Origin of the sequence: Pseudoalteromonas sp. KG3 (assembly GCF_030436385.1) — a bacterium.
GTDB lineage: Bacteria > Pseudomonadota > Gammaproteobacteria > Enterobacterales > Alteromonadaceae > Pseudoalteromonas > Pseudoalteromonas prydzensis.
On the sequence record NZ_CP098523.1, the window covers coordinates 1079942 to 1103507 of the forward strand.

18 protein-coding genes, 1 other RNA gene and 4 pseudogenes are annotated in these 23566 nt (G+C 41.5%); 13 read left to right on the forward strand and 10 right to left on the reverse strand.

Features of this window, described 5'->3' with window-relative positions:
• Positions 1–8 precede the first annotated feature (8 nt).
• From mrdA to lipA, 7 genes are all read left to right on the forward strand, one after another.
• A complete protein-coding gene (gene mrdA / locus NDQ71_RS05190; protein ID WP_192540744.1) occupies positions 9–1889 on the forward strand; it encodes a penicillin-binding protein 2 in 1881 nt (626 codons plus the stop codon).
• Entirely contained in the window at positions 1886–2992 is a 1107-nt protein-coding gene (gene rodA / locus NDQ71_RS05195; RefSeq protein ID WP_192540798.1) for a rod shape-determining protein RodA, read from the forward strand. Before mrdA ends, rodA begins: the two co-directional genes overlap by 4 nt.
• Entirely contained in the window at positions 2992–3771 is a 780-nt protein-coding gene (locus NDQ71_RS05200) for a septal ring lytic transglycosylase RlpA family protein (RefSeq protein WP_064667531.1), read from the forward strand. Before rodA ends, NDQ71_RS05200 begins: the two co-directional genes overlap by 1 nt.
• Before the next feature lie 113 nt (positions 3772–3884).
• Complete coding sequence (locus NDQ71_RS05205) at positions 3885–5045, forward strand: serine hydrolase (RefSeq protein WP_192540743.1); 1161 nt, start codon at positions 3885–3887, stop codon at positions 5043–5045.
• Positions 5046–5530: 485 nt separating this feature from the next.
• Positions 5531–5809: a DUF493 family protein YbeD gene (ybeD, locus tag NDQ71_RS05210; protein WP_064667532.1), complete on the forward strand. Its 279-nt coding sequence runs from the start codon at positions 5531–5533 to the stop codon at positions 5807–5809.
• A gap of 19 nt (positions 5810–5828) precedes the next feature.
• The gene (lipB, locus tag NDQ71_RS05215) at positions 5829–6482 is read left to right on the forward strand and encodes a lipoyl(octanoyl) transferase LipB (RefSeq protein ID WP_084448221.1); all 654 of its coding nucleotides are present in this window, start codon (positions 5829–5831) and stop codon (positions 6480–6482) included.
• Positions 6479–7444, forward strand: a complete 966-nt coding sequence (lipA, locus tag NDQ71_RS05220; protein ID WP_064667533.1) for a lipoyl synthase — start codon at positions 6479–6481, stop codon at positions 7442–7444. Before lipB ends, lipA begins: the two co-directional genes overlap by 4 nt.
• Positions 7445–7781: 337 nt before the next feature.
• Here the strand turns inward: lipA and NDQ71_RS05225 are convergent, their stop codons facing one another.
• Both NDQ71_RS05225 and NDQ71_RS05230 read right to left on the reverse strand, forming a co-directional pair.
• Positions 7782–8276 (reverse strand): YdcF family protein, encoded by a 495-nt coding sequence (locus NDQ71_RS05225; protein ID WP_192540742.1) that lies wholly within the window; start codon positions 8274–8276, stop codon positions 7782–7784.
• Between the two features lie 164 nt (positions 8277–8440).
• Positions 8441–9339: pseudogene (locus tag NDQ71_RS05230) on the reverse strand (IS982 family transposase).
• A 108-nt stretch (positions 9340–9447) separates the two neighbouring features.
• Between NDQ71_RS05230 and NDQ71_RS05235 the strand changes: the two are divergent.
• Positions 9448–9861, forward strand: a complete 414-nt coding sequence (locus NDQ71_RS05235; RefSeq protein WP_301562373.1) for a copper resistance D family protein — start codon at positions 9448–9450, stop codon at positions 9859–9861.
• A 45-nt stretch (positions 9862–9906) separates the two neighbouring features.
• On the forward strand, positions 9907–10434 hold the full coding sequence (locus NDQ71_RS05240) for a DUF411 domain-containing protein (RefSeq protein WP_283710475.1): 528 nt from the start codon (positions 9907–9909) through the stop codon (positions 10432–10434).
• 273 nt (positions 10435–10707) lie between these two features.
• Here NDQ71_RS05240 and NDQ71_RS05245 read toward each other — a convergent pair whose 3' ends face one another.
• Together NDQ71_RS05245 and NDQ71_RS05250 are read right to left on the reverse strand one after the other, a co-directional pair.
• Complete coding sequence (locus NDQ71_RS05245; RefSeq protein ID WP_283710474.1) at positions 10708–13209, reverse strand: heavy metal translocating P-type ATPase; 2502 nt, start codon at positions 13207–13209, stop codon at positions 10708–10710.
• A gap of 49 nt (positions 13210–13258) precedes the next feature.
• Positions 13259–13492 (reverse strand): annotated as a pseudogene (locus NDQ71_RS05250) (integrase core domain-containing protein); the annotation flags it as partial.
• Positions 13493–13759: 267 nt separating this feature from the next.
• Between NDQ71_RS05250 and NDQ71_RS05255 the strand changes: the two are divergent.
• Both NDQ71_RS05255 and NDQ71_RS05260 read left to right on the forward strand, forming a co-directional pair.
• A protein-coding gene (locus NDQ71_RS05255) for an IS3 family transposase (protein ID WP_192543254.1) occupies positions 13760–14940 on the forward strand; the annotation gives its coding sequence in 2 pieces (ribosomal slippage) (positions 13760–14018 and positions 14018–14940; 1182 coding nt in all).
• A 6-nt stretch (positions 14941–14946) separates the two neighbouring features.
• A pseudogene (locus NDQ71_RS05260) lies at positions 14947–16158 on the forward strand (IS66 family transposase); the annotation flags it as partial.
• A gap of 163 nt (positions 16159–16321) precedes the next feature.
• On the opposite strand, the gene NDQ71_RS05265 reads toward NDQ71_RS05260, so the two are convergent.
• The 3 genes from NDQ71_RS05265 to NDQ71_RS05275 are packed head-to-tail and all read right to left on the reverse strand — an operon-like array spanning position 16322 to position 18254.
• The gene (locus tag NDQ71_RS05265; protein ID WP_301562374.1) at positions 16322–16741 is read right to left on the reverse strand and encodes a hypothetical protein; all 420 of its coding nucleotides are present in this window, start codon (positions 16739–16741) and stop codon (positions 16322–16324) included.
• Between the two features lie 42 nt (positions 16742–16783).
• Positions 16784–17278: a Panacea domain-containing protein gene (locus NDQ71_RS05270; RefSeq protein ID WP_301562375.1), complete on the reverse strand. Its 495-nt coding sequence runs from the start codon at positions 17276–17278 to the stop codon at positions 16784–16786.
• Positions 17259–18254, reverse strand: a complete 996-nt coding sequence (locus NDQ71_RS05275; protein ID WP_301562376.1) for a hypothetical protein — start codon at positions 18252–18254, stop codon at positions 17259–17261. The genes NDQ71_RS05270 and NDQ71_RS05275 overlap by 20 nt, the downstream gene beginning before the upstream one ends.
• 261 nt (positions 18255–18515) lie before the next feature.
• On the opposite strand from NDQ71_RS05275, the gene NDQ71_RS05280 reads away from it, so the two are divergent.
• The gene (locus NDQ71_RS05280; RefSeq protein WP_301562377.1) at positions 18516–18974 is read left to right on the forward strand and encodes a phage integrase N-terminal SAM-like domain-containing protein; all 459 of its coding nucleotides are present in this window, start codon (positions 18516–18518) and stop codon (positions 18972–18974) included.
• A 127-nt stretch (positions 18975–19101) separates the two neighbouring features.
• Here NDQ71_RS05280 and ffs read toward each other — a convergent pair.
• Both ffs and NDQ71_RS05290 read right to left on the reverse strand, forming a co-directional pair.
• Positions 19102–19198: signal recognition particle sRNA small type (gene ffs / locus NDQ71_RS05285), an RNA gene on the reverse strand.
• Positions 19199–19329: 131 nt separating this feature from the next.
• Positions 19330–20208, reverse strand: coding sequence for a DUF3014 domain-containing protein (locus NDQ71_RS05290; RefSeq protein WP_301562378.1), 879 nt, complete (start codon positions 20206–20208; stop codon positions 19330–19332).
• Between the two features lie 171 nt (positions 20209–20379).
• On the opposite strand from NDQ71_RS05290, the gene NDQ71_RS05295 reads away from it, so the two are divergent.
• Positions 20380–21525: a patatin-like phospholipase family protein gene (locus NDQ71_RS05295; protein WP_301562379.1), complete on the forward strand. Its 1146-nt coding sequence runs from the start codon at positions 20380–20382 to the stop codon at positions 21523–21525.
• Between the two features lie 13 nt (positions 21526–21538).
• Here NDQ71_RS05295 and NDQ71_RS05300 read toward each other — a convergent pair.
• Positions 21539–23447 (reverse strand): annotated as a pseudogene (locus tag NDQ71_RS05300) (cation:proton antiporter).
• Positions 23448–23566: the final 119 nt, after the last annotated feature.

A 23566-nucleotide genomic window follows, 5' to 3' on the forward strand; every position in this document is an offset into this window, starting at 1 on the left:
ACTTACTTATGCGAAAACACAGACCCACAATTAGAGACCACTCAGCAGAAGCGAATCTGTTTGCTCGTCGTGCTTTTGTGGGGTTTGTGTTTGTTACACTTTTAGTCGCGGTATTACTTTCCAATTTATACACTATTCAAGTCGATGATCATCAAGATTATCAAACTCGTTCTAACGACAACCGTATTAAAGTGATCCCAATTGCGCCTAATCGCGGCCTTATCTACGACCGTAATGGCGTGTTACTCGCTGAAAATAAACCCGTTTATAACCTAGAGGTTATTCCTGAAGAAGTTGACGATCTTGATGCATCACTGTCCGCCTTAACACAATACATTGATATTTCAGAGCAGCAGAAAAGCGACTTCACTGACGATATCAAGCACAACCGTCGCTTTAAAAGTCAGGTATTAAAAGCCCGATTAACTGAACTTGAAGTGGCCCGTTTTTCAGTCAATCAACATAAATTCCCCGGATTTAGCATTGAAGCGCGCTTAGCTCGCTATTATCCGTTTGCAGACACCCTAACTCACGCATTAGGCTACGTTGCTAAACTCAATAAAAAAGAACTCGCTAAACTCGAATCAGAAGATCAAGGCACTAACTATCGCGCTACCCATGATATTGGCAAACTGGGGATAGAAAAATACTATGAACAGTTACTGCATGGCCAAGTTGGCTCACAACGGGTTGAAGTAAATAACCGTGGCCGTGTGATCCGCACCTTAAGTATGACACCACCACAACCAGGGCACGATTTAGTGCTGACTTTGGATATTGGGCTGCAACAAATTGCCCAACATGCTTTTAAAGATATGCGTGGTGCGGTGGTTGTTATGGATGCCAAAGACGGCGGCGTATTAGCCTTGTATTCAAACCCAAGCTACGACCCTAATTTATTTGTTCATGGTATAAGCAGCAAAAATTACAAAGCATTATTAAACCCAGATCGGCCACTGATCAACCGTACAACCCAAGGGCGCTATGCTCCCGCTTCAACAGTCAAACCTCACTTAGCAATCTTGGCACTAGAAGAAGGGTTAGTTACCGAGAATACAACTATCTGGGATCCGGGTTTTTTCCAAATTCCCAATGTTGATCATAAATGGCGTGACTGGAAACGCTGGGGCCATGGCCATGTTGATGTTTACAAAGCCATTGAAGAATCATGCGATACCTACTTTTATGATACTGCCTATCGGTTAGGGATCACTAAAATTAGCGATTTTATGGCGCAATTTGGTTTTGGTGATTTAACAGGCATTGATATTCATGAAGAAACCACTGCAATTCTACCGTCAAAAGAATGGAAAGAAGCGCGCTTTAAAGAGTCATGGTGGCGCGGTGATACCATTTCAGTGGGTATTGGCCAAGGTTACTGGACTGCGACACCAATGCAAATTGCCAACGCACTGAATATTTTAGTGAATAAAGGGGTCAACCGCCCTCCTCACTTAGTTCAAGTCGCCAAGCAAGAGAATCAAGTGGTACAAATTAACAATGAAGAAAAACCACCAGTGATACTCAAGGATCCAAAACATTGGCAAATTGCCTTAGATGCGATGCATAATACAGTTAAAAAAGTAACCGGTACTGCTCATAAAGCATTTAAAGGGGTGAACTATGACCCTGCTGGTAAAACAGGCACAGCGCAATTAGTTAGTATTGCCCAAGGTGAGCGTTATGATGCAAAATCGCTAAAAGAGCGCCACCGCGACAACGCAATTTATGTTGGTTTTGCACCTTATGATGACCCACAAATTGTGGTATCAATCGTTGTTGAAAATACTGGCGGTGGTAGTACTGTGGGCGCACCAATCGCCCGTCAGCTAATGGATTACTATTTCTCTGCTAATCCCGTTAATATCGCACGCAATGAGGCGCCATAATGCAGCTTGATGATAAACGTTCTATCTGGGATAAACTGCATCTAGATCTGCCATTATTACTGGCATTATTTACCTTAATGGTCGCCAGTTTAGCCATTGTATACAGTGCCAGCGGCCAAGATAACGCCATGATGATCCGCCACGCCACTCGTATGGCTGGTGCAATTATTGGTATGTTTGTATTAGCACAATTTTCACCTGCCACACTCAAGCGGTTAGTTTTTCCACTGTATTGTGTTGGTTTATTGATGCTTGTTGGCGTGTTAATTTTTGGTGTCAGTTCAAAAGGAGCACAGCGCTGGCTCGACTTAGGAGTTACTCGGTTTCAACCTTCAGAGCTGATGAAAATTGCCGTTCCTATGATGGTCGCTTGGTATATTGGCCGTAATCATTTACCACCAAGAGCAATGCATTTGGTGGTTGGCTTTGCCATTGTAATGATCCCAACACTGCTTATTAAAGAACAGCCCGACCTAGGCACCTCAATACTAATCGCCAGCTCAGGTGTATTTGTGTTGTTTTTATCTGGTTTAAGTTGGCGCTTAATCGGCTTTTTAAGCGCTTTAGTGGCACTCGCTGCCTGGCCTTTTTGGCACTACGGCATGCACGATTATCAAAAGCAACGAGTGTTAACCTTATTTAATCCTGAAAGCGACCCGCTTGGCTCTGGTTATCATATTATTCAATCAAAAATAGCCATTGGATCGGGTGGTATTGAAGGAAAAGGTTGGTTGCAAGGCACTCAATCGCAGTTAGAGTTTTTACCTGAGCGCCATACCGATTTTATCTTTTCAGTATTAAGCGAAGAGTTTGGCTTATTTGGCGTGTGCTTATTATTGTGCATGTATTTATTTATTGTTGGCCGCGGCTTATATATTGCGGTAAATGCGCAAGACGCTTTTGGTAAGCTATTAGCCGGCGCTCTTACTCTCACTTTTTTTGTTTATGTATTCGTAAATATCGGCATGGTTTCAGGACTACTGCCAGTTGTTGGTGTACCACTTCCGCTGATAAGTTATGGCGGTACTTCCATGGTTACGCTAATGGCTGGATTTGGCATTATTATGTCTATCGCTACGGATAAAAGGATGTTACTAAAATAATGCAGTACTTAGTAAAATTAATCTCACTTAGTTCTTTAATGCTAGTATTGGCTGCGTGTAGCAGCTCTGGCAGTAAAACAGATCACAGTAGCCGCTATAGTATGCGCCATGATGCGGCACCGCTACGCGTCCCGACCGAATTAGAAATGCAAGATGCGGTGGTTGTGCCGGTTTCCAAAAGCGCCAGCGCAGGACGCCCATACACAGTACTTGGCAAAAACTACACACCTATGCTGGATGAAACAGGGTATACCGCTGAAGGCACTGCCTCTTGGTATGGCCGTAAATTTCATGGTTATCACACCTCTAATGGTGAGGTTTATGATATGTTTGCGATGACCGCAGCGCATAAAACACTGCCGCTACCTAGTTTTGTAAAAGTAACCAATACCAGTAACGGTAAATCCGTGATTGTGCGTGTTAACGATCGAGGCCCATTTCATGATGATCGCTTAATCGATTTATCTTACGCAGCGGCTTATAAACTGGGCTACTACCACCATGGTACAGCCAAGGTTAAGCTAGAAGCCATTACGATGGCGGATTCGACTGAGCGTTTGAGTTATATTCAAGTCGCGGCTGGCAGTACCTTAAAAAATATTGAAGCATTAGCGTACACTTTGCGCCAGCAATACCATTTACCCACAAATATTGTGGAAAAAGATGCAATTTATAGGCTGCGTTTAGGGCCAATTAAAGACGCTGAACAAGCTCAGCAAGTGCTTGAAAAATTAAAACTGGATCAATTTCAAAACGCGTTCTTACTTTACAGTCAATAAGACTAAGGCCCAAACTACGCCCAGAGAGTTTAAAAACGATGCTCGCATCTCGGGGGCGTTTGGGTATAGAATAGAGTAACGCGAATCTTTAACTTTAACCATTAATGAGTATGATGAAATCTATTAAATACAAAATTCTCAACGGTGTGTGCGGCTTAGTATGCTCTGCTGCCATTTTCTCAGCGACCGCCCAAATCATCCCTGCCCCGCCTCAAGTTAATGCAAAAGGTTATTTTCTTGTTGATTTTACCACTGGCAAAGTAATCGCCGAAGGCGAACCAGACACTCGTTTAGCACCTGCAAGCTTAACTAAAATGATGACCAGCTATGTGATCGGCACTGAGATCAAAGCAGGTAACATTGCACCGACCGATATGGTGACGGTTAGCGAAAAAGCCTGGGCGAAAAACTTCCCTGAATCATCAAAAATGTTTATCGAAGTGGGTAAGCAAATTAGTGTTGATGATTTAAATCACGGTATTATTGTGCAATCAGGTAACGATGCCTGTGTTGCAATGGCTGAGCATATCGCCGGCAGCGAAAGCGCCTTTGCAGACTTAATGAACGCCCATGCTGAAAAGCTTGGAATGAGCAATACTCACTTCATTAATAGCCACGGCTTAGATACTGACGCGCACTTCACAACACCACGCGATATGGCAACTTTAGGAGCTGCTCTTATTCGTGATGTACCGGATGAATACGAAGTTTATGCCAAAAAGTCATTTACTTTTAATGGCATTAAACAATATAACCGTAACTCACTGTTATGGGATGAAAGCTTAAACGTTGACGGGATTAAAACTGGCCATACATCAGAGGCAGGTTACAGCCTTGTCAGCTCTGCAACAAAAGACGATATGCGTTTAATTGCTGTTGTAATGGGAACCACAAGCGAACGTGCCCGAAAAGTAGAAAGCAAAAAACTACTTAACTATGGCTTCCGATTCTTTGAAACAATTACACCATACAAAGCAGGCGACAGCTTTGCTGAACAACGTATTTGGATGGGTAATAAAGAAAACGTATCGCTAGGTATTTTAGAAGACACACCAATCACTATTCCACGTGGTCAGCGTAAAAATTTAAAAGCGGACTTCACACTTGATAAAGTATTAGAAGCACCACTAGCTAAAGGCTCTAAGGTAGGCACTTTATCTTTACAGCTGGAAGGCGAAGTAATTGCCCAGTATCCACTGGTAACGCTTGAAGAAGTTGAAGAAGGTAGCTTCTTTAGTAAAATTTATGATTACCTACGTTTACAAATAATGTAATACCCAAACAACCTCAAGATCCGAGTTTCAGTTGGAATTAAAAGCGATTTAGGCAAGGCATTGATTGCAAATAATAGTGGTTCTATTGTTAAAATCAATAACGCAGTATAAATCGCTTTTAAACCAACCCGTTGGGCGTTTCACAGGCACTTACTCTCATCGTTGTTACTTCTTAAAAGGGATTGCCATTCTTGCAAAGTAACGCCTTGATATTAAGCACCTGTGAAACGCTGAATTCTGTATCTTGAGGTGGCTTGGGTATTCATACCCAAATAATATAAGCGCCTTGCAAAGCAAGGCGTTTTTTTTTGCTTTAAAAATGGTAGAATGCGCCCCATATCTAACCGACACATAATCTGGCTAGCAATAATAACGGCAAAAAGTGCAGTTATTCCATTGTTATCACAGTCGAGAACAGATTATCGAAGCGGTTTATTGTTTAGTAAAAAATACTAAGCACACATTAAGTATGAGGAGTCAACGTCGTGGCTACACCGGTAGAAAATACTAAATTTGATGAATATTTAGAGTACCCTTGCCCATTCACATTTCGCGTAATGGGGTTGGCAAACGTCAACTTAACAGATCAAATTCTAACTAAGTTACAACCTATTGCACCTGGCGACTATGCTCCTAAAGTAAAACCGAGTAGCAAAGGCAATTACGAGTCAGTTAGCCTAGTAGTTACCGTTACCAGCGGCGCTCATATTGAAGAAATTTACAACGTGATCAGCGCAATTGATGACGTACGACACATGCTTTAAGCGCTAAGCGGAGTCAGCTGTGAGCGAAAATACCTTAATCGTCCGTCAACTTGGTAGACAGCGTTACATGCCTATTTGGCAAAAAATGCAAAACTTCACCGACGTGCGTACTGAGCAGGATGCCGATGAAATCTGGCTTGTTGAACATGAGCCTGTATTCACGCAAGGCCAAGCAGGTAAAGATGAACACCTACTTGCCCCAGGCGACATAGAAGTGATCAAAGTAGATCGTGGCGGTCAAGTAACCTATCACGGACCTGGTCAGCAAATGATGTATGTATTATTTAACCTACGTCGTTTAAAAATTGGCGTACGAGAACTGGTTACATGGCTTGAAGAGTGTATTATCGATACTCTGAATGAGTATAACATTGCAGCCTACGCCAAAGCAGATGCACCAGGGGTGTATGTTAACGACAGCAAAATAGCATCATTAGGGCTTCGCGTTCGTCGCGGTTGTTCTTTTCATGGTCTAGCACTGAATGTAAACATGGATATGAGCCCATTTTTGCGCATTAACCCTTGTGGTTATGCAGGCATGAACATGGTGCAAACAACCGACTTAAACGGCCCAGAAGACCTTGCGCAAGCAGGTGCTGGACTCGTAAAACACATGATCAAAAAACTTAATGCAACAGCCGTTAAGTATACTGAAGGGTTTGAAAACGAATGAATAAACCAGTCAAGATGGAACCAGGGGTAAAACTGCGCGACGCTGAAAAAATGGCGTTGATCCCAGTTAAAGTATTACCAACTGAAAAAAACGAGATGTTGCGTAAGCCTGAATGGCTAAAAATTCGCTTACCTAAATCAACCGAGCGTATTGATGGTATTAAACAAGCCATGCGTAAACATGGCCTGCATTCAGTATGTGAAGAGGCTTCATGCCCTAACCTATCAGAGTGTTTTAACCACGGTACAGCAACCTTTATGATTTTAGGGGCAATTTGTACACGTCGTTGCCCATTTTGTGATGTTGCCCATGGCCGCCCATTAAAGCCAGACGCTGCTGAGCCTGAAAAACTCGCATTAACGATTAAAGACATGAAGCTTAGCTATGTAGTGATCACCTCAGTGGATCGTGATGATTTACGTGATGGCGGCGCACAACATTTTGCAGATTGTATTCGCGAAATTCGCAAGCATAACCCTAAAATCACCATCGAGATTTTAGTGCCTGATTTTCGTGGCCGTATGGACCGCGCACTCGAGATTTTAATTGAAACGCCACCAGATGTTTTCAATCACAACCTTGAAACCGCACCACGTTTATACAAGCTTGCCCGCCCAGGTGCTGACTACAAATGGTCATTAGAACTACTGCGCCGCTTTAAAGAAGCACACCCAGAAGTGAAAACTAAATCAGGGTTAATGGTTGGTCTTGGTGAAGAGATCAGTGAAATCGAAGAAGTGTTACGTGATTTACGCGAGCACAACGTCGACATGCTAACTGTAGGTCAATACCTACAACCTTCTAAGCATCACTTACCAGTAAAACGCTACGTGCCACCAGCAGAGTTTGATGGCTTAAAAGCCTATGCAGATGAAATTGGCTTTACTCATGCAGCCTCAGGCCCATTTGTTCGTTCAAGCTATCATGCTGATCAACAAGCCGCCGGTAAAGAAGTGAAATAATTGCTTCTTATATAATTTAAAAAGCCGTTAGTAATTCATTACTAACGGCTTTTTTGTTTCGTACGAATCGGTTTTAACTGCGAATAAGAATTTTATTAGAAAATAGTCATTTCCCTTCGCTAAGCGCTCTAACTCACTAATTAATCTTCACCTTTAATGTTTTCTTAACTTTCTGCTGTTGAACTGTTCAATATAAGTGGTGTCGGCACTGTGGCTGGTGAGTTAATTTCATATCACTTTCCATTCAACAATCGCTGACGTTTCATTACTACTCGCACCTAATAACGTTGCAACAAGCACGATTCAGGCAAGTTTAACGCTGCTCACCTGCACTGTTTTATAGTTTTTTCACATTAACTTTTTCACGCTCCATAGCATGTTCTTCGTGGGCGACCAGTTGTTCAAGTTCTGCCTTTGGTAATGGCGTAATTGCAGCTTCGCAAATAAATTCAATGTGCGGAAAAACATGAGAAAATACATAATGTACACGTGCTATGTGAAATTCAGAGCTAACTAATATGGCCTTTTTGGCCCCAGCGCTTGCTAGAATAGGCTGAGCAAGTGTCGCGTCTTCAAATGTAAAACGGCTTAACGCAACTGGCAAAAAAGCACTTGCAGGCACGCCAAGTTTGATCAAGTAAGCTTTAGTTAAATCGCCATGTGCGATATTAGTGGTATTGAAATGTGCGCCAAAACCACCGGTGCAAAGCAATTTGCAATATGGCTGCTGTAAAAAAATTTGATACGCCTTATCACATCGGCTTTTGGCAATCGCCGTTAAACTACCATCGCTATTATTGGGGGCGCCTAAAAGAATAATTACGGTGTTCATATTCACCCTGTCAACTAAAAATAAAAGCAAATTAAAATAATAACTTAACGTTACTTACTAGCACTCTTGTAGCACATTTAACAATATCAACTAATTGATTTCCCTACATCAAAAAGTGCAGACGTGCTGCACTTTTAATTGAACGTACTTAACCTGAGATCTGGTTAAGCCAACATTAGATTATTACTCTCTAAAATTTCAAGTTCTTGCGATGTTAAATCTAATGACGGCTTTTCCTCTTTTAGGCAATAGGCAATTAATCCACCAAGTAAATTTAGCATAAAGCCATGCATACTGCGGTGTCTAGAGTGTTCAATGTAAGAAATGTTTTTCAATTGATCATTCACCGTTTCGATTATAAATCGTTTTTTCAATAAAGCCCTGTCCCACAATGAAATAAATTTTTTCTTCATATTCTTTCGAACCGTCGTGATTAACTCGACACCTTTTTCTAGTAACTCACCAGAGAGCGCTTTGCTGATATAACCTTTGTCGCCATAGAGTTTTCCGAAGATAGAGTCCGCCATATCAGAAACAGGCTCTCGATCATCCACATTGCCCGTTGTGAGCTTTAGCGCCACAATCTCACCTAAATGATTAATTATTAAGTGTAGTTTGAATCCATATGACCAACCCATAGTGCCTTTTCCATGATGAGCAACGCCTTCAAACACTTTATTTCTTTTAGCTCTGATGATGTGACACACTTCTATTTTAGTGGAGTCAACAAATTGTATACCTGTGGGCTTGCCAAGTTTTGATGTGAGGTAACTGCACATCGGAACCACCACACTAGGCATAAGCGCGAGAAACCTTGTGTAACTCAGCAACTCTGGAAAATAGGCTTTAAGTTGACGGCAAACATAGTGAAGGTAGTAGTTTTTGAAATCTCTGAATGTGACTGGTGAAAATGGATGATAATAGTCATCACCTCTGACGGAGATAAGCGGCATGCTCTTCGACGTTTAATTTCACCATTTTCGAGCAATATACGCTGCCAGCTTGGGAAAAATAACTTTAAAAAATCATCGACATCACAGTACGTTTCAACTAACTTGTTCATGCTCGTTCCTTTTTGTTCTAATCACTCTTGGTCGAATGATCGGATCATGGAACGAGCATTTAGTTCCTTTAAATTAGTAATTTCTTATCCGAAGCTCAGGTGGTGTTAGTGTTGCATGTACTTGCCATGGCAGCGTGGGCTGGCTCTTTGTGGCCCGTGCATCAAAGTTGTAAAGCGTTGCCAGCCGATAGTTTAGTGACATTAATGGCATACTTTGGCAAGGTAGCGGTGTTTTTTGTTTCAATATTAATCGCCTGTGGTGTGCTGTTGTTGTTGCAACTTGTAGATCCCATTAGCAATTTATTCACTACCAATTATGGTCAGTTTTTGATGTTAAAACTGATATTTGTCAGTGCCATGTTGCTGTTAGCGGCTTGGCATAAACTTAAGCTTGTTGCTGAGCTGGTGCAGCATAAAAATGTCCAACCGCTGCGGCTGTCAATTTTTATTGAAACGCTATTGGTGGTTTCAGTATTAGTGACGACTAGCGTGTTTACGACACTTGTTGGACCACAAAGTTAATCTTAGCTTTATTTATTATTAAGACTTATTTTTTAGGAGAACCCTGTGCCAAAATTGACAACTTTAACTGCCTTATTTGCAGCAGTATTTTTGCTAACAGCATGCTCTGAACCCGCTGTAACTAATAATGATCCAAAAGTTACGCCAGAGCCTGTGGTGAGCCAACAACAGAGCGTGCCTTTATTAACTGTTTATAAAACAAGTAGCTGTGGCTGTTGTAAAAAATGGATATCGCATATAGAGCAAAATGGCATAACAGCTATCGCAAAAGACTATGATGATTTAGGTTTTATCAAAAATCGCTATGGCATTCAGCCAAATCATATCTCATGCCATACAGCAGTATCTGAGAGTGGTTATGTATTTGAGGGCCATATTCCTGCTAAATATATTCATATGTTTTTAGCTAATCCGGTGCCAGATGCTATAGGTCTTTCAGTGCCAGCTATGCCACTAGGTTCACCGGGTATGGAAGTGGGCGACCGTTTTATGCCGTATCAGATATTAGTGTTACTTAAAGATGGTACTAGCAAAACCTACGCAAAAGTTGATAGTTACAATATGCAGTTATAATTAAGACACACCCTGAAAATCAAAAAGCGTTTAAGTTGTTATTTTTTAATTGCTTACAATATAATTACGTGTCTAATCTGAGTGTTTATGGTGCATGGTCAAGTGGTATGAGCATATCCACAAGGATCTATATGTTTTGTATCCAGAACAAGCTGTGCCGTTAATTAAGCGGCACAGCAATATTCGAATGGCTGCATAGCACCGATTACACTATGCTATTTATTTTTTGCGCTAAGTTTTCTGAACCCATCTTTTTTCTAGTTCTGATAGATATTAATTAATTGATTTTGTTTTTAAGCGTAGTGCATTCGCAATTACGGAAACTGAGCTAAAGCTCATAGCTAGTGCTGCAATCATAGGCGATAATAATATGCCGAAAAACGGGTATAATAAACCTGCTGCTATAGGAATACCTAGTGCATTGTAAACCAAAGCAAAAAACAGATTCTGTTTAATGTTGCTCATCACGGCATGACTTAAATTCTTCGCTTTTACAATGCCGTGTAGATCTCCTTTTACGAGTGTTATCATTGCGCTCTCAATTGCAACATCAGTTCCCGTTCCCATGGCGATACCTACATCACTTTTAGCGAGTGCCGGCGCGTCGTTTATACCATCACCTGCCATTGCAACAACTTTTCCTTGCTGTTGTAATTTTGTGACTTCTTTGAGTTTGTCTTCTGGTAACATTCCAGCTTTAAAATCGGCAAGACTAAGCTCACTAGCTACTGCTTGGGCGGTGTCGTGATTATCTCCAGTGAGCATTATCACAGCAATGCCTTTATCTTGTAGCGCTTTAATAGCCTTGGCACTGGTAGCTTTAACTTTATCGCCAATAACGACATACCCAGCTACCTCACCATCTATAGCTAAATAAGAAACAGTTTTGCCTTGTTTTTGAAAAGACTGTGCTTCGGCTGTCATTGCGGAATAAATAGTCGCATTTGCATGCTCCATCATTTTGGCATTACCTAAACTAAGCTTTTTGCCATCAATGGTTCCTTCCACTCCTTTTCCGGTTACTGCACTAAAGTTTTCAGTTTTTGAAATATCGACTTTCTGCTGCTTACCATACTTTACTGTTGCAGCAGCAAGTGGATGCTCGCTGGCACTATTTAGCGATGCAATAAAATGTAGAACCTCGCTTTCGTCAAAATTTGAACCAAAAACACCTATTTTCTCAACGGTTGGTTTTCCTTCGGTAATTGTGCCTGTTTTATCGACAATAAGCGTGTCTACTTTGTCTAACTTTTCAAGCGCTTCGGCATTTTTAATCAATACGCCATTTTGAGCACCTTTACCAACACCCACCATAACCGACATAGGCGTTGCTAAGCCTAATGCGCAAGGACAAGCAATAATTAATACCGCTATAGCATTTACTAGGGCAAATACGTACGCGGGCTCTGGGCCCCACATTGCCCAAACGGCAAACGTGATTAAAGAAATTATCACAACAACTGGCACGAAATATCCTGAAACGGTATCTGCTAATTTTTGAATAGGAGCACGACTACGACTGGCATCGTTTACCATATGGATGATTTGAGAAAGTAAGGTATCGCTTCCTACTTTTTCGGCTTTCATTAAAAAAGATTGATTACCATTTATAGTGCCACTGTTTACCTTATCGCCTTGTGTCTTATCGACGGGTATAGGTTCACCAGAAATCATAGATTCATCAACAGTGCTTTGCCCTTCGGTAATTACGCCGTCTACAGGAATTTTGTCACCTGGTTTAACCCGTAAAATATCTCCTTTTACAATTTTATCAATGGAGACTTCTTCCTCAGTGCCATCGACAACACGCACGGCTTTGTTAGGTGCAATTTTTAGCAACTCTTTTACTGCTGAATTCGTTTTGCTGTGTGCTCTTGCTTCTAAAACCTGGCCCATTAGTACTAACGTAAGAATTACCGTAGCCGCTTCAAAGTAAACGTGTACGGCGCCAGCTGCAGTTTTAAATTGAGCTGGGAAGAAGTCTGGAAATAATATGCCAAAAACACTAAATAACCACGCCACGCTGGCGCCAATGCCAATGAGCGTGAACATGTTGAGGTTCCAGGTTTTTATACTTTTATAGGCACGCTCAAAGAACATCCACGTAGCATAAAATACAACGGGAATTGACAAGGCAAACTGAATCCAATTCCACCCTTTTTGTTCCATCACATCGTACAGTGGATTATTCGGGATCATTTCGCTCATTGCGATCAAAAAAATCGGTAAGGTAAATCCTAATGCTATCCAGAATTTGTTTAAGAGCTTTTTATACGTTTTCTCTTCGGAAGAAGTATCTGCTTGCAAGGGCACTAAATCCATACCGCAAATAGGGCAGGCTCCCGCTTCGTCTTCCTCAATTTCGGCATGCATTGGGCACGTCCACTGTTCACTTGAAGATGCTGATAAATTTTGCTCTTCCACCAAATCCATTCCGCAGACAGGACAATCGCCAGCTTTGTCATAAGTTTTATCGCCCTCACAGTGCATAGGACAATAAAAGGTTCCCGTTCCTTTTCCTTTGGGTTTTTCCGTTTTGGCTTCTAGTGCTTTAGGTTGTTCTCCAAGTTTATAAATGCTATACCGGCCGCCGTCCTGTTCCATCGCTTTTTGCAAGGTTTCAATAGGAATATGAGATGCCATCTCGATAGTTGCCTGTGCATTTTCTAAATCGACTGACACCTTGGTTACACCTTCCACTTTAGAGAGTGTTTGCGCTACGTGATTACGACAACCGTTGCAGGTCATTCCGTGTATATCGTAGGTGTGTTTCATTTTTTTTCCTCATCAACAGAGTAGCTATGGTAGGGTAATCCCCCCATTTTTAATGGAGGTTAGTTGTAGAACTTCTGCTTCGTAATTGTTTTAATCGTTGTATTGGCGTTATGCCACCTAGCCCCATATTAGGCCGCTCATTATTATATGTCCATAACCATTGTGTTGCTTTATCTTGTAACTCACTAATATCACTGTAGATATAATGGCTCAGCCAATCATAGCGTACCGTGCGATTAAAGCGCTCTATGTAAGCATTTTGCTGTGGGTTACCTGGCTGAATGATGTCGTGCACAAACACTTCGCGTGAAAATGAAATGACACCCATGATAATTATTTTTGGAAACAAAACAATAAACACATTCTGTGAGAGTGACTGCGAGTGTTCAATACACCATAAAACAACCACTTTGTTCACTTGGGGTCAGTGCATAATCATTCTATCCTGTATTGCACGCATGGAGGAGCTTGCCTGTAGTGGTACAGTGATTTTGGCCACCCATTAAGAAAGAAATGTTATGCTAATAAGCATACAAATTTGGGTGAAAAAATGACGAAATTAAAACGCGCAACGTATTCTGCGGCAATCAAATTAGAAACGGCTCAGCTTGTAGTCGACCAAGGTTATACGCAAGAAGATGCAGCCAAGGCTATGGGTGTTGGTAAATCAACCGTAAGTAAGTGGGTTACTCAATTAAAGCAAGAGCGTAATGGTCAGTCACTATCGGCTTCACCAATGACGCCCGAACAAATTGAAATTCGTGAACTTAAAAAGCAAATCCAACGCATTGAATTAGAAAAGGACATATTAAAAAAGGCTACCGCTCTCTTGATGTCCGACTCCCTGAACAATTCTCGTTAATCGAGAAGTTAAATCAACGAGAGCATTATCCCATTAGCGTGCTATGTGGCGTATTCGATGTGCATCGCAGCAGCTATAAATATTGGGCTATACGCGATACAACGCCGACACCTGAGCAAGTAAGGTTAGAGGCTGAAGTTAAAGCAATACATAGAATGAGTGGAGGCTCAGCAGGTGCAAGGACAATAGCTACAATAGCGACAAACAATGATTTTGAATTGAGCCGTTATCGTGCTGCTAAGCTAATGGTTAAGTTAAAGCTTGAAAGTTGCCAAATTCCTCAACATTCATATAAGCGCGGTGGTAATGAACACCTTGAAATCCCAAACCTGCTTGATAGGCAGTTTGATGTTATTGAACCGAATACTGTGTGGTGCGGTGATGTAACGTATATTTGGACAGGCAATCGCTGGGCTTATTTAGCGGTCGTTATTGATTTATTTGCGCGTAAAGTGGTTGGTTGGGCAATGTCGTTGTCGCCAGATACTAATTTAACACTAAAGGCGCTTGAACTCGCTTATGAAAGTAGAGGTAAGCCAAGTGGGTTGATGTTTCACTCAGATCAAGGGAGCCATTATACGAGCTTGAAGTACCGCCAACGTTTATGGCGCTATAAAATTACACAAAGTATGAGTCGACGCGGAAATTGTTGGGATAATGCGGCTATGGAGCGATTTTTTAGAAGCTTTAAAACGGAATGGATGCCAAAGGTTGGATATGAAAACTTTAAAGAAGCTAAATATAGCGTAAGCGATTACATAAATGGATATTACAATAATGTTAGACCGCATCATTATAATGCTGGTTTAGCGCCAAATGAATCTGAGGTTAGATACCAAGATTCTAAAACTGTGGCCAAAATTAGTTGACCACTACAAATTGAGGTGGTTGTTGACCTCGAAGAGGATGACAAAATGTGTGATTGCTGTCAAAGCCCCCTTCACAAAATGGGTGAAAGCAGCAGTGAAGCACTCGAGTTTGTGCCAGCGCATATCAAAGTAATCAAAACCATTCGCCCTAAATATACGTGCCGTCACTGTGAGCGTGAAGGCATTGAAAGTGTGGTAAAAACCGCCCTTATGCCCGCAACAGCCATTCCAAAAAGCATCGCAACGCCCAGCTTGCTGAGCCAAATAATCATGTGTAAATACCAGTTTGGCTTACCACTTTATCGCCAAGAAACCATGTTAGGCGATATTGGTATTGAGTTGAGCAGACAAACCATGTCGAGCTGGATGTTGCGCTGCGCAGACCTGTTGTCCCCTCTGTATCAACGCTTAAAAGACGTGTTGCTATCTCAACCGGTTATTCACGGCGATGAAACCCCGTTAAACGTCATTAATGCAGATAAAGCAACCAGCTATATGTGGCTGTATTGTTGCGGCGATGATAAACCGAGTAAAGGCACCAATATTGTCTTGTTTGATTACCATAACAGTCGCGCAGGCCAATGTGCGGTTGATTTCCTTGATGGTTACGAAGGCTACATGCACGTCGACGGCTACAAGGCTTACGAGCAAACGAATGCAACACTGGTTGCGTGCTTAGCCCATATGCGCCGTAAATTCATCGAGGCTAAAGGCAATAATAAAAAAACCGTCAAAGCAGATGTAGCACTAAACCTTATTCGCAAGCTCTACGGTATTGAGCAAGCCATCAAAGATAAATCGCACGATGAAAAATTCAAGATTAGGCAGAGAAAAGCCAAACCAATCGTTGATGAATTGTATCAATGGTTACTCAAGCATAAAGATAAAATCCCACCAAAAATGGCGTTAGGTGAAGCAATTACCTATGCGATAAATCAGTTTGAGAAATTTCGGCGATACCTAGATGATGGCAGGCTCAATATTGATAACAACCGTGCAGAGCGAGCCATAAAACCATTCGTAATAGGGCGAAAAAACTGGTTATTCTCAAATACCTGCAATGGTGCACATGCCAGCGCCATACTTTATAGTCTTGTTGAAACAGCAAAGGCAAATGGCCTTGTGGTGCATGACTATATCTCTACTTGCTTACAGCGCCTTGCTGAGCAGCCAGATAACCTTGAGCCACTGCTACCTTGGAACATTAAGCAAAGCTAGGTGTCGTTAGCTATACGCTTACCTTCCATCTGGTGTAAATGCCCCTTGCTCTGATATTCCTACTCTCGTTTTTTCCGCCTCTTCAGTAGATATATGCGGATTAGCTTTAGGAAAATTTAGTGTCAATTCAGACGCAGAGTGAACGACAAGCTCTGTATTATCTTCACTCATCATCATCTCCAAAGTCATCGTCCACGAGAACTTCATAAATACTGAGTAAGACCTTCATTGCTTGATCACAGCCCCCCTTATCACTTGCAACTTTCTGAGCGAGTGACTTTTTCCATTTATTTGCCAACGCTTTATCTTCATAGTGTTGGTCAGTTATACCTAGAGCTTTATTTCTTTGCTTCCCTTCTAGCTTGGTTAAATAGTAAATGTATTCTTGCTGTTCAGATACAAATGGGCCAATCATTAGATCTGACCATTTACATTTAAGTGTAATAATAAGTTTAAGCAGTTCTTCACTACTATCAACTTCAAACTTCAAAGGGGATACTAATTTTTCAAGATCTCGCTTCAAGTTGGATGACTTTTCATACTCTTGAATATCATTTAACGTATTTATTTCAGAAATTTTCAAATTTACCTCCTATAGTGCTACGTGAAAAAGCTAACGCCGCGTTCACCGGCTTGTCCGGTGCAACGCTTTGTTAGCCAATACTTCCTTCTGCGCCATTTTCGGAAGATCTAACACAGAATATCGACTACTTTCTTTTACAGGATAAGTCGAGTAGACATGATCTATGAAATCGTTGAAATACAGAGAGTCAGTTTCACGAACAATTTCTTCGATAACCTGAGTCTCATCAGAATCGATGGAGCTACATTTTTTTATATCGCCAACAAATTCAATTTGTTCTTTTAAGCTTCCATACGGATTTCGTGTAATAACCACATTAAAGTCGGAACTATCTCTTGCGAGATTCACAACATCATCCACATATGGACCATAGTGATTGAAAAGCCACTCTATATTCGAGATAGTTCGACTATGTCTTTGACTCATTTTCCAGTCTGCGAGATATACCAACTTAGTAAACCTAGCCTTGGATAAGTCAGCCTTATGGGTTATTTTTGAGTAAAGAAATGCCATGAGATCATGCAACTTTTTGTTCATCAACCTCTCCTTCGCTTCTTTCGTCATCTTGTGCTGGCAAAGGTCTCATATCTCGTGACGATGCATCTGATATGAATTCAACCAATCGGTGGTTCTCTCTTTTTACCAGATCTCTTAGTCTAGAATCATCAAAGTCATTCTGATCTTGGCTTTCAAAAATTATTACACCTATATGATGGCCGTGAGCATCCTCAATAGCAAATCCACCAATAGTGCAGCTCTTCATTCTCAGTCGAGAACTAATATCTCTTGAAAAACCGTAATTATCTTCAAGGTATTGATAATAGTTAGTATTTTTCCGGTTAAATATAGGAATCTTTTTTTCGAAATACTCACCCTCGGCCCACGCCTCCCCAATTACACCTTGGTTTCTTGCAAAGAATGGTCGGCCAGGCTGATTGAATTCATGGTTTTTTGCAAATCTATCAAGAAGAACAAGATTTTTCTTATCAGCATCTAAGTAATATATAGATATTCTATGCTTAACAGTGAATGCCATTTCATTAAATATTTGGCATGTCCAAAGATGCGCGATCTTCTTGAATGAACTAATCAGCTCTTCTGCTAATACGTAATTGTTTTCAATCTCTGTTCTCAATCGGTTTTCCCGATCTAAAACCTCTCTTCTTAGCTTCTCGCTCCCTAGCTTAAGGCTCGCTATTTCGTCGGCACTAGAGTCATTGGTAGCTTTAAGTGCTCGAAGGTCTTTAGCCTGACCAACAGCGCCCCACAATGTTAACAAAAGGAAAGATATTGATCCTGAAATTGGATTCCATACGAAAAATTTGAGTGCTAACAAGAATTCCTTGAAAGAAGATACAGACCCTAAGCTGTTTCCGCTCCACCAATCAACGACGAATGTTAGGAAAACTGCCACTCCTAGTGGCCCTAGAGCATTCAATATAACAAAGCCGTGATCTTCTATCGCGCCAACCACTTTGCTAATAGGCCTTGAACTACTACTAAATCCTGCCAACTACTATTTACTCCTTAATTAGATAGACCAAATAGCTAACATTTTTATAGTGCGCGCGTCGCGCATCTTTCTGCCGATGTCACGCTCATGTATCTAATAAATCTATTATTAACAAATAACTTAATGCATTGCCAACTATAATTTTTTATTGGTACTAAAGATATTCAGAAAAGAGAAAATGCGCTCGTCGCTCATTTTCTTGAATATGGGAGCAAAACAACTAAGCTGTACATTTATACAGCACTTTGTATTGGTGATGACATGAAAACGCGCTCCCCATTTTTAAATTATATCGCTGATTATATGTTGGTACGTCAGTATTCATTACGTACCGTGGACACGTACCTGAGGTGGATTGCATCTTATATCCATTTTCATAATAAGCGCCACCCCGCCTCAATGGGAGACAATGAAGTCGAACGCTATCTAGAACACTTAGTGTTAAAGCAAAATGTTGCACCACGAACGCAAGCCACAGCACTTAATTCATTGTCATTTTTATACAAGCACATAATAAAAAGTGAACTATCGTTAAACTTAAATTTTGCCCGCAGTAAAAAACAAGCAAAACTGCCTGTCGTAATGACGCCAGAAGAAGTTAAGCTGCTTATGACTCATTTAAATAAGCGCTATTATCTTATTGCAGGCCTTATGTATGGTAGTGGTTTAAGAGTAATGGAAGCGGTGCAATTAAGAGTGAAAGATATTGATTTTGATTAAAAAATGATGCCATTACAATTTTGATGAGGATTCACCATAAAGCGCATTGTGAGAACATAGTATTGGTGATTTTTAGATAATTAAAAGGGAAAATTTATGTCACCCAAATGAGGAATTTGGGTGGCAGTCTTACCAGCCACATCTCGGCACACACGTCACAAACTGTGGCTGCTCCCTTCCGGGCCTGACCAGGTTCGCCTGCTAGTGTTGCGAGAGGACCAATAAGACTACCATTGAGGGCCTTGGTTGGCGCGGGAAGGATTATCTCTACTTTTGTTGTGTTATTCAAGGGTAAACACAAAAAGAAAGTGCGATTGCATGTTAAACATACAATCACACTGTTTTTTAAACGATTTTATTGTTTCTCTAACTCTGCTTTTACGCTACGCAGTACTGCTTTTACTTTTTTCATGTTTTCTGGGCCCATACGCAGCAGTTGCTTTTGAGCGGCTGGTAGACGTTCCCATTCTGAGTAAGCATATTGATAAGTTACTGAATCACGTAGCAACGGCATATCCCCTTTTGGCTCTGGAGTATCCAGTAATAGCTCTATCGCTTCTTCAAGTGTTTGATTAAACGCATCGCCTTGATAGCCAATTTCTGCATACGCATCATTGATCAGCGGTTTGTATTCATCGTATAAACGCACGATTTGCGCTGCGCTCATGCTGGTGAATATTTTTACATAAGGGGTATAACGCTCATAGCTGTTTGGATCTATGGTAAGAATATCACCTTCGATCACGCTAAAGCTTTCTTCAGGGCGTTCCACCGGTGCATGCTTTGCAACAACTTTACCTTTGGCTAAGTTATCAATAAATACCACACCACGGCGAATAACATCGTCTGTTATTAGTAAGCTCATTGCTTGATCACTTAAGTAATCATCAATGCTGGCCACAACTACGGTGTCACTTTCGTTAAGTGTTGGTAAGGGTGCAACTTCAGGCTCTGGTTCAACCTGTCTTTGCTCTGGACGCGTCGCGACTTCTGGCTCAGGTAGCGTTTCAGGCTCTGTAACCTCGGGCTCTGTAACCTCGGGCTCTGGAGCTTGATATTCTGTCATAACTGGCTCGTCAATTGTTTGCTCAATAATTGGCTGTGGCTGTTCTTTTGGGCTGAGTAAAACATACCCTGCTACGCACGCGATGATAACTAACACCCCGATTGCAAACAGCAAATTATTATTTGATGGACGTTTTTCGGTATCTGGCTGTGGTGATTGATCTGACATACGAACTCCATAAAAAATTTAAATGCACAACACTTAGAGTCAACTAAGTTACTATAATTCATTGCTTAGCGATAATTTTATTCTCAGAGCTAAGGTATCCTTTGATTCTTCTAGCTTAAAGACTTACAGTTAATAAATAAAGTAAAGACGCTCAACGGTTTAATTGCAACTATGAAAATCAAGCAGGTCAATCAAGATAAACCTAAAGTCGCGCTGCTACTAACAGGCGGTGGCGCGCGTGCGGCCTATCAAGTAGGAGTGCTTAAAGCCCTTGCTCAGAGTATGCCACGCACAGCTCCCTTACCATTTACTATTATTAATGGCACATCGGCAGGAGCAATCAACTCTGCTGCGTTGGCAAGTTATGCGTCGTGTGCGCATTTGGCGGTACGAAAACTGGAATCAGTCTGGAAAAATTTTTCGACTTCAATGGTTTATAAAAGTGACTTTATCAGTGTGTTTGGTCATTTAACCCGTAATATATTAACCAGCTTTCAATCTGAGCATATTAACCATCCCCCCGCGAGTTTATTGAATAATCAACCTTTGCGGGTGTTGCTGAATGAGATTTTGGATTTATCTCGCATTGAGCGTAATTTGCATCGTAATTATTTAGATGCATTGTCAATCACCGCGTCCAGTTATACCACCGGTGATTCTGTGGCATTTTTTCAATCCAATACACAATCGCCTTGGCAGCGCGCTAAACGTGAAGGCCAAGCAACCCGTATTAATGTTGAGCACTTAATGGCATCCAGTGCTATTCCTATGGTGTTCCCGAGTGTCAATGTGCATAACCACTACTTTGGTGATGGCTCAGTTCACCAATTGTCACCTCTGAGCCCGAGTGTGCATTTGGGGGCTGAGAAAATATTTATTATTGGTGTTGAGCAACCTAAAGAAGCGCATCCACCAGGTTATTTACCTCATTTTCCGGGGTTATCGTCTATTGCAGGTCACTTGCTCGATAGTGTATTTACCGACACCTTACAGTCTGATCTAGAGCGCTTAGAGCGTATCAATCGCACTTTAGGGTTGCTGCCAGCGCATGACAAACACCAAGAACTAAAACAAATACACAGTTTTGTGGTCAATCCATCTGAAAACTTTAATGCCATTGCCGCGCAATATTATGATGATATGCCGCTGGCAATTAAAGTGTTGCTGCGCATGATCGGAGTTAAGAAACGTTCACAATCGAGTTTAACCAGTTACTTATTGTTTGAAAAACGCTACACCCAACATTTGATTGATATAGGTTACAAAGATGGTATTGCTAAACTACCGCAAATACGCGAGTTTTTAGAACTCGATTAGAAAGCATTAACCGCTATTCACTGCCGTCTAGTAAGTAACGCTCTGCTCGCTCTACGCGACGAGGTTTACCTTGTAGCACTAGAATATCGCCAGCGAGTAATACAATGTTCATTGATGGACTCTCAATTTCGCGGTCTTGGCGGCGCAATGCCCGTACCGATACGCGGCGTTTTTCAAGCCCTAATTCGCCGAGGTTTTTTGCTACAACAAAAGCATGATCAGGCAATGCGATTACGTGTAAATATTCCAGTCGCTCGGCGTTACTTTCTTCACTATCAAATTGATCTCCGGCAAAAAAACCATGTAAAAATTGGTAGCGATTACGCCGCTCTTTACTAACCCGCCTAACAATACGTGACATCGGCACGCCCGACATAGACAACACATGCGACACCAGCATTAAACTTGCTTCGAGTGTTTCTGGTACCACCTCGGTTACGCCTAGCTCTTTGAGTGCTTCGAGCTGACTATCATCTCGCATCCGCACTAATATTTTCACTTGTGGGGCTATTTGCTTGATAGCATCAATAACAATTTGTGCATGTTCAAAGTCAGTAAACGTAATGATCACTAATCGCGCTCGTTCAACCCCTGCTGATTTTAAAATATCTTTTTGTTTTACGTGGCCAAAAATAATCGGCTCACCAGCTGCTTTAGCTTCTTGTACAAGAATCGGATTACTTTCAACAGCGACATATTCGATTGCTTCGGGTTTTAAAAAACGCGCTATCGTTTGTCCAACTCGAGAGAAGCCACAGATCTCCACATGGTTTTCATACAAGGTGCTACTGTTGGGTTGCTGCATCCATTCACTGTGGGGAGTTTTTAACAGGCCAAACTGTTTTAATAACCAAGGCGTGCGCTCAATTAAATAAGGGGTCAACCCCATCGACATAACGGCAATGGCAATTAAAAATGAAGCATGATCTGAAGCCAATAATTGATGCTTAGTGGCAAGGGCAATTAATACAAAACCAAACTCCCCCATTTGCCACAGCATAATTCCGGCGGCAACGGCATCTTGTTTGCGCTCGCCCATTAACTGCGCTAAAAAAGTAATTACGCCAATTTTTAGCGCCAACATTAACGCCAATGCCGCGACAATCCAATACCATACACCCAATACAAATAAAACATCGAGCTGCATGCCTACGGTGACAAAAAACAACCCCATTAAAATATCGCGAAATGGCCGAATATCGGCTTCTAATTGGTGCCTATACTGGCTTTCGCCTAGCATCATCCCCGCTAAAAAAGCCCCTAATGCCATTGATAAACCAAATAAATAAGTTAGCCTGCGGTAAATAAAGCAACCAATAAGGTGGTTAACACAAATAATTCTTCAGTGCGCATCAACGCCACTTCACTAAACACTTTGGGTAGTGCCCAGGCAATACCTTCTGAACCACTGCTTTGTGCAAGTAGCGGCAAGGTAATGAGTAAAGGAACAACGGCAATATCTTGAAATAACAACATACCAATGGCAAGTTGCCCACGCCGCTGTTTAAGCTCGCCAGATTCTTTTAATAATTTAACTACCACCGCTGTGGATGACAGCGCCATTAGCGTGGCAATAGTAAAACTACTTAATACAGATAAACCCATGAGCAATAAAATCAGCATAAACACAACTGTAGTGATCACCACTTGCAGTGTGCCTAAACCAAATACAATATTACGCATTGCCATTAAACGAGCAAAAGAAAACTCAAGCCCTAGGCTAAACAATAAAAAACGATGTCCAGCTCGGCAACAAAATGCATTTCATAACTTTGCGCCATCCAGCCAATACCATGGCTTCCGGCTAAAACGCCCGTAGCAAGGTAGGCAAGGATTGGCGGTAAGCCAATGCGTTTAAAAAGCCATACCAGCACCACAGCAGCCAGTAATAAGCCAAATATTTGGGCCAACATACTTTGCAAACACACCTCCCCTTTATTTCGTGAAAAACCACCAAAATTTTAGCTACTTCAAGATTAACTATAGCAACTATCTGTTTTTCAGCCAGTTTGGAATAGTGGCACAAAAATCGCTTAATAAA

What these genes read in the sequence shown, in the direction of transcription:
- NDQ71_RS05205 (WP_192540743.1), top strand. Translation starts at nt 3,885, where the DNA reads ATGAAATCTATTAAATACAAAATTCTCAACGGTGTGTGCGGCTTAGTA.
- NDQ71_RS05270 (WP_301562375.1), bottom strand. Translation starts at nt 17,278, where the DNA reads ATGAACAAAAAGTTGCATGATCTCATGGCATTTCTTTACTCAAAAATA.
- NDQ71_RS05245 (WP_283710474.1), bottom strand. Translation starts at nt 13,209, where the DNA reads ATGAAACACACCTACGATATACACGGAATGACCTGCAACGGTTGTCGT.
- NDQ71_RS05200 (WP_064667531.1), top strand. Translation starts at nt 2,992, where the DNA reads ATGCAGTACTTAGTAAAATTAATCTCACTTAGTTCTTTAATGCTAGTA.
- NDQ71_RS05280 (WP_301562377.1), top strand. Translation starts at nt 18,516, where the DNA reads ATGAAAACGCGCTCCCCATTTTTAAATTATATCGCTGATTATATGTTG.
- NDQ71_RS05295 (WP_301562379.1), top strand. Translation starts at nt 20,380, where the DNA reads ATGAAAATCAAGCAGGTCAATCAAGATAAACCTAAAGTCGCGCTGCTA.
- lipA (WP_064667533.1), top strand. Translation starts at nt 6,479, where the DNA reads ATGAATAAACCAGTCAAGATGGAACCAGGGGTAAAACTGCGCGACGCT.
- mrdA (WP_192540744.1), top strand. Translation starts at nt 9, where the DNA reads ATGCGAAAACACAGACCCACAATTAGAGACCACTCAGCAGAAGCGAAT.
- NDQ71_RS05225 (WP_192540742.1), bottom strand. Translation starts at nt 8,276, where the DNA reads ATGAACACCGTAATTATTCTTTTAGGCGCCCCCAATAATAGCGATGGT.
- NDQ71_RS05290 (WP_301562378.1), bottom strand. Translation starts at nt 20,208, where the DNA reads ATGTCAGATCAATCACCACAGCCAGATACCGAAAAACGTCCATCAAAT.